The sequence below is a fragment of the Candidatus Dormiibacterota bacterium genome, from assembly GCA_035532835.1.
Taxonomy (GTDB): Bacteria; Vulcanimicrobiota; Vulcanimicrobiia; order Vulcanimicrobiales; family Vulcanimicrobiaceae; genus DAHUXY01.
Genome location: DATKQG010000070.1, coordinates 1 through 5,554, shown reverse-complemented (window position 1 = coordinate 5,554; position 5,554 = coordinate 1). Strand labels below are relative to the sequence as shown.

General features: G+C 63.6%; 4 protein-coding genes. 3 read left to right on the top strand and 1 reads right to left on the bottom strand.

Annotation, left to right across the window (positions count from 1 at the left end; genetic code table 11):
• Positions 1 to 123: 123 nt before the first annotated feature.
• The gene (leuS, locus tag VMW12_08780; protein ID HUZ49819.1) at positions 124 to 2,601 is read right to left on the bottom strand and encodes a leucine--tRNA ligase; all 2,478 of its coding nucleotides are present in this window, start codon (positions 2,599 to 2,601) and stop codon (positions 124 to 126) included.
• A 72-nt stretch (positions 2,602 to 2,673) separates the two neighbouring features.
• Here leuS and VMW12_08775 point away from each other — a divergent pair, with 72 nt between their 5' ends.
• From VMW12_08775 to VMW12_08765, 3 genes are read left to right on the top strand one after another with little or no spacing between them, the layout of a single operon-like run.
• Entirely contained in the window at positions 2,674 to 3,279 is a 606-nt protein-coding gene (locus tag VMW12_08775; protein ID HUZ49818.1) for a helix-hairpin-helix domain-containing protein, read from the top strand.
• Positions 3,280 to 3,338: 59 nt separating this feature from the next.
• The gene (locus tag VMW12_08770) at positions 3,339 to 5,138 is read left to right on the top strand and encodes a long-chain fatty acid--CoA ligase (GenBank protein HUZ49817.1); all 1,800 of its coding nucleotides are present in this window, start codon (positions 3,339 to 3,341) and stop codon (positions 5,136 to 5,138) included.
• Positions 5,135 to 5,554, top strand: a complete 420-nt coding sequence (locus tag VMW12_08765) for a PadR family transcriptional regulator (GenBank protein ID HUZ49816.1) — start codon at positions 5,135 to 5,137, stop codon at positions 5,552 to 5,554. Before VMW12_08770 ends, VMW12_08765 begins: the two co-directional genes overlap by 4 nt.

The following is a 5,554-nucleotide window of genomic DNA, read 5'->3' as shown; positions in this document are numbered from 1 at the left end:
GCAATCGACAGGATGTCGAACTTCCTTTGAATGTTGCACAAAAACATACGAGTAGGAAGCGCGCAGGATGCGCGCTGACGAACGGTTCCCCACACCGGTGCCGTTCTGCAGTAGCTCGTTCTGCTAGCTAACCACGAAGCTGACGAGTTTCCCCGGCACGAAGATGCGTTTGCGGATCTGCTTGCCGTCGAGATACGTTTGAACGTTTGCGTCGGTTAACGCGAGCGCAATCGCGGCCTCCTCGGTGACGTCGGGTGCGACGGTTAGTCGCGCGCGGATCTTGCCGTTGACTTGCACCACCAGCGTGAGTTCGTCGAGCGCGAGGGCGCGTTCGTCGGGTTCGAGCGCGCGTTCCTGATGCACGGACGTACTATGGCCCAGGCGCGACCAGAGCTCGTCGGCGATGTGCGGGGCGTATGGCGCGATGATGAGCGGCAATGCATGCACGGCATAGAGCAGCGCCTGGGAGTCCGGTGCGTTCTTCGCCGCGGCGGTCATCGCGTTGACGAGCTCGTCGAGCTTCGCAATCGTGGCGTTGAAATGGAAGCGCCGGGTGAGTACTTCCTCGATGCCGGATCGAGCCGCGACGTGTACCGCGCGAATCAAAGCTTTTTCGGCGGCTCCGTTCGCGGGCGGTAGCTCGCGTGGCGATACCGCTGAGGCCCGTTCGGCCAACGGTTCGCACGCGCGCCAGACGCGGTTGATGAAACGTACGCGCCCGCTGATGCCTTCGTCGGTCCATTCACTGGTGTCTTCGGGCGGCGTGACGTAGAGCAGAAACAGGCGCATCGCGTCGACGCCGTTGGTCGCGGCGGTTTCGTCGATGCCGACCACGTTGCCGCGCGATTTCGACATTTTCTCGCCGTTGTAGAGCACCATGCCCTGGTGGAAGAGTCGCTGGAACGGCTCGTTGCTTCCGGTTACCCAGCCCCGATCGTGGAAGAATTTGTAGAAAAAGCGGGAGTACAGCAGATGCAACACGGCATGTTCGGCGCCGCCGATGTACTGATCGACGTTCATCCACTGCTTCGCGGGCGCTGCGCCCCACGGAGCGGTTGCGTTGTGCGGGTCGAGGTAGCGTAGATAGTACCAGGACGATTCGAAGAACGTGTCCATCGTATCGCTCTCGCGCCGAGCCGGGCCGCCGCACTTCGGGCAGGTCGTCTCCATGAACGCGGCGTCGCGTGCGAGCGGCGAGCCTTCGCCGGTGATCGGCACGTTGCTCGGGAGGACGACGGGCAACTGCGTATCCGGTACGGCGACTTCGCCGCAGGCCGTGCAGTAGACGATCGGAATGGGCGTGCCCCAATAGCGTTGGCGCGAGACGAGCCAATCGCGCAGGCGCATCGTTACGCGCTTGCCGCCGATGTCGAGGGACGTAAGCTTCGCCGCGATCGCGTCGCGCGCGCGTTCGCTCGTCATGCCGGTGAAATCGCCGCTGTTCATCAGGCGACCGTCGTCGACGAAGGCCGCTTCCAGCGGTGCATCGGCCGAGGATCCGTGCGGTGCGATGACTTGCGCGATCGCCAGCCCGTGCTTTTTAGCGAAATCGAAATCGCGTTCGTCGTGCGCGGGGACGCCCATAACCGCGCCGGAGCCGTATTCGGCGAGCACGTAGTTGGTCACCCAGATCGGCACGCGCTCGTGCGAGAGCGGATGAATGGCGTACGCGCCGGTGAAGAGGCCTTGCTTCTCCATCAAGCTGGTGCGTTCGAGTTCGGATTTGGACTTTAGGCTCTGCGCGAAGGCGTCGACCGCCGTTGCCTGTTCGGCGGAGACGTGCGCTTTGAGCCGTTCGACCATCGGGTGTTCGGCGGCTATGGCGAGAAACGTGACGCCGTAGATCGTGTCGACGCGGGTGGTGAATGCTTCGATCCGCGCGTCGACGCCGTCGACGGCGAACGCGAATTGCGCGCCTTCGCTACGGCCGATCCAATTGCGTTGCATCGTGCGCGTGCGGTCGGGCCAGCCGCCCAGCTCGTCGAGATCGTCGAGCAACCGCTGTGCGTAGTCGGTGATTTTCAGGAACCATTGCGAGAGGTTGCGCCGTTCGACGGCGTGGCCGCAGCGCCAGCATTTGCCGTCGATGACTTGCTCGTTCGCCAAGACCGTTGCGTCGTGCGGGCACCAGTTCACGGGCGCTTCGCGCTTGTAGGCGAGGCCGTGTTCGTAGAGACGCAAGAACAGCCACTGGTTCCAGCGATAGTACTCGGGCGAACAGGTGGTGATCTCGCGCGACCAATCGTAGCTGGTGCCGATCAGGCGGAGCTGACGCACCATGTTTTCGATGTTCGAGCGCGTCCAGGTGTTGGGATCGATCCCGCGCGCAATCGCTGCGTTTTCGGCCGGCAGCCCGAAGGCATCCCAGCCCATCGGGTGCAGCACGTTATACCCGAGCATGCGCATGCTGCGCGCTATCGCATCGCCGAGCGTGTAGTTTTTTGCATGGCCGACGTGCAGATCGCCGGATGGATACGGCAGCATCTCGAGCACGTAGTACTTCTCGCGCGGGTCGTCGTCACGCGCGCGATAGATGCCTTCGTTCTCCCAGCGCTCTTGCCAGGTCCGTTCGGTGTTGCGAAAATCGTACGTTTCGGCCATAGAGAGCATGGTAATGGCTCACGAGGGGCGTGGCTACCTTTCCGGTCGGACCTCGGCGTGGGAAAGGCGGGCATGTTGCGATATGTTGCACTCCTCGCCGCCATCGTCGTCGCGGCATTGGCCATCTGGCACCCGGCACCGCATCCGCCCATACTCGCGGCCGCGGCTGCGGAACCCCACCTCCGCCCAACCCATGGGCGAGCCAAAAAGACGAGCGCGGCGAGGGCGTTGGTCTACGTCGTGGGAGCGGTCGCGCGGCCGGGGCTCTACCGCGTGCCCGCGAGTGGACGCGCCGACGACGCCGTGCGAGCGGCGGGGGGAATGCTCCCGGGTGCCGATGCAGCCGGCGTCAACCTGGCCGCACGGGTGGGTGACGGCGACGAAATCGACGTACCGCGAATCGGCGAGGCGCCTCGAAGGGCGGCCTCGGCGCGCCGGAGCAGCCACGGCTCCCGGAAGTCCCGCGGTAAAGCGCCGCCCGCGCAGCCGGTCGATCTCAACGACGCGGATGCGGCAGCCCTTTCGGCGGTTCCCGGGATCGGCGCAACCGTGGCCGCCCGCATCGTTGCGCTGCGCGATCGCGAGGGGCCATACGATTCGTACGACGAGTTGCTCGATGTCGCCGGGATGAGCCCGGCGCGCCTCGCGCACGCCCAGCCGTATCTGATGCTGCGTTAGGCCCGCCTCAAGCGCATCACCGAGGGGGCCCGTGTAGGGCGGCGAAGAACGCCCGCCTGATGCCCGCCCTTATTCCCGATAACGAAACGCTCTCGCACCTTATACGCAGAGCGCTGGCCGAACCGCGTAACGAAGCGCTGCTCGAACGCGTGAACGGCGACTGGATCCCGACCTCGACATCGAGGCTGCTGGAGCGGGTTGAGAACTTGGCGTGCGCGATTCGCGACGCGGGTTTGCAGCAAGGAGATCGCGTAGCGCTCATCGCGCACAATTGCGTCGATTGGATCGTCTGCGATTTCGCGACGTTCTTTGCCGGCTGCGTCGTCGTGCCGATTTATCCGACGCAGGCGCTCGATCTCACGGGTTACATCCTAAAACATTCGGACGCGAAGTTGCTGTTCATCGACTCCGCCGCGTCGTTGCAGGCCCTGGGACACGTGGATATGGATCTCCCGCAAGCGGTGGTCATGGGCGGCGAGGGGATTGGGACGCTCGCCGCGTTCGAAGCGCGCGGCGCGGCAATACGCGTCGAGCATCCGGAACTGCCGGCCGCCTACGAGGCCGAGGTTCGGTCGAGCGACCTCGCGGTCCTCATCTACACGTCGGGCACCACGGGCAATCCCAAAGGCGTGATGCTCACGCACGATAATCTCTGCTTCGATGCGCAAGCGTCGCTGATGTTTGCCGGCGATGAAATCGTTTCGGGCATGGACGTGCTCTCGGTGCTTCCGTATTCGCATATCTTCGAGCACACGATAATCTACATCTATCTGTTGGCGAAGACGCGTTACAGTATCTGTCACGATGCCAACGAGTTGCTCGCCGACTTGCTCGCGGTCAAGCCGCAGGCGATGACGGCGGTACCGCGCATCTTCGATCGCGTGCTCGCGGGCGTGACCGGCCAGGCCATGAAGCACGGCGGCCTGCAGGCCAAGCTGGTGCCGTGGGCGCTGGGGGTTGGGCGCGACTACATGTTCGCAAAAACGCAAGGGAGCTCGCCGAACGCGTGGCTCGCCGCGCAGTACGCGCTCGCGAAGCGGCTCGTCCTCGATAAAGTGCGCGCGGGGCTGGGCCTGGGCCGCATGGAGTACTTCCTGAGCGGCAGCGCGGCGTTGCACATCGATATCGCGATGACGTTCTTGGGCCTGGGCGTCCCCATCTTGCAAGGCTATGGTTTAACCGAAACCTCACCCGTCATCACGACCAGCCGCCTCACGCTCAATAAATACGGAAGCGTCGGTTCGGTTATCCCGGGCGTCGAGGTGACGATCGCAGAGGACGGCGAGATCCTCGCGCGCGGTCGCAACATCATGCGAGGCTATTTCAACGATAGCGAAGCGACCTCGGAGGCGATCACCGACGGTTGGCTCCATACCGGCGACGTCGGCGAAATCGATCCGAGCGGTTTTTTGCGCATCACCGATCGCAAGAAAGAAGTCTTCAAAACGGCGACCGGTAAGTACATCTCGCCGGCGCGCGTTGAATCGGCGATCAAGCGATCCGTGTTCGTCGCGCAGGCGATGGTGGTGGGCGACGGCCGTCCGCACCCGGCGGCGCTCGTCTGTCCGAATTGGGACCTCGTTCGCGTCGAACTCGAGCTCCCGAAAGACGTCAGCAACGAAATGCTGTCGGAGCGCGACGACGTGCGGCGTTTTATCACGCGCGAAGTGCGCCGGAACACCGACGATCTCGGATCGTACGAGCAGATTCGCCGCGTGATCGTCATCCCTCGCGAATTCAGCGTTGAAAACGGCGAACTCTCACCGGCGATGAAAATCAAGCGTCGCGTCGTGGAAGAGCGCTATCGAACGGCGATCGATCGGGCCTATCAGGCCGATCTGAAGCACGCGAGCGCGTGACCGCCCCATCTCGCCGCGTCGACGAGGTCCTGCGCGGGCCGATCAAAAGCAAAACGATTTTCCCCGTCTTGATTCTGCATCTGATCCAGGAGCAACCCGATCACGGGTACGGGCTCATGCAGCGGATCGATGCGATCTGCGGCGACCTCGTCGCGGTTAATACGAACAAGATCTACCCTCTGCTGCGCCGTTTGGAAGAGCGCGGCTTCGTTACCGCCACGTGGGACCATCCCACGAAGCGTTCGCGCCGCGTCTACTCGATTACGGCGCAAGGCGAGGACCGGCTTCGCCGCATCAAAGGGGCGATGCTGCCGTACCTCGAGTCGATCGAACGCGCGGTCGGGCGGCTCAAAATCGAACTCTATCAACCTATTGGAGCGGAGCATGCCGTTTCTGGCCGTCGTTCATCTGCGTGA

Bases quoted from the DNA above. Each gene is read 5' to 3' on its own strand.
- VMW12_08770 (HUZ49817.1), top strand. From the start codon at position 3,339: ATGCCCGCCCTTATTCCCGATAACGAAACGCTCTCGCACCTTATACGC.
- leuS (HUZ49819.1), bottom strand. From the start codon at position 2,601: ATGGCCGAAACGTACGATTTTCGCAACACCGAACGGACCTGGCAAGAG.
- VMW12_08775 (HUZ49818.1), top strand. From the start codon at position 2,674: ATGTTGCGATATGTTGCACTCCTCGCCGCCATCGTCGTCGCGGCATTG.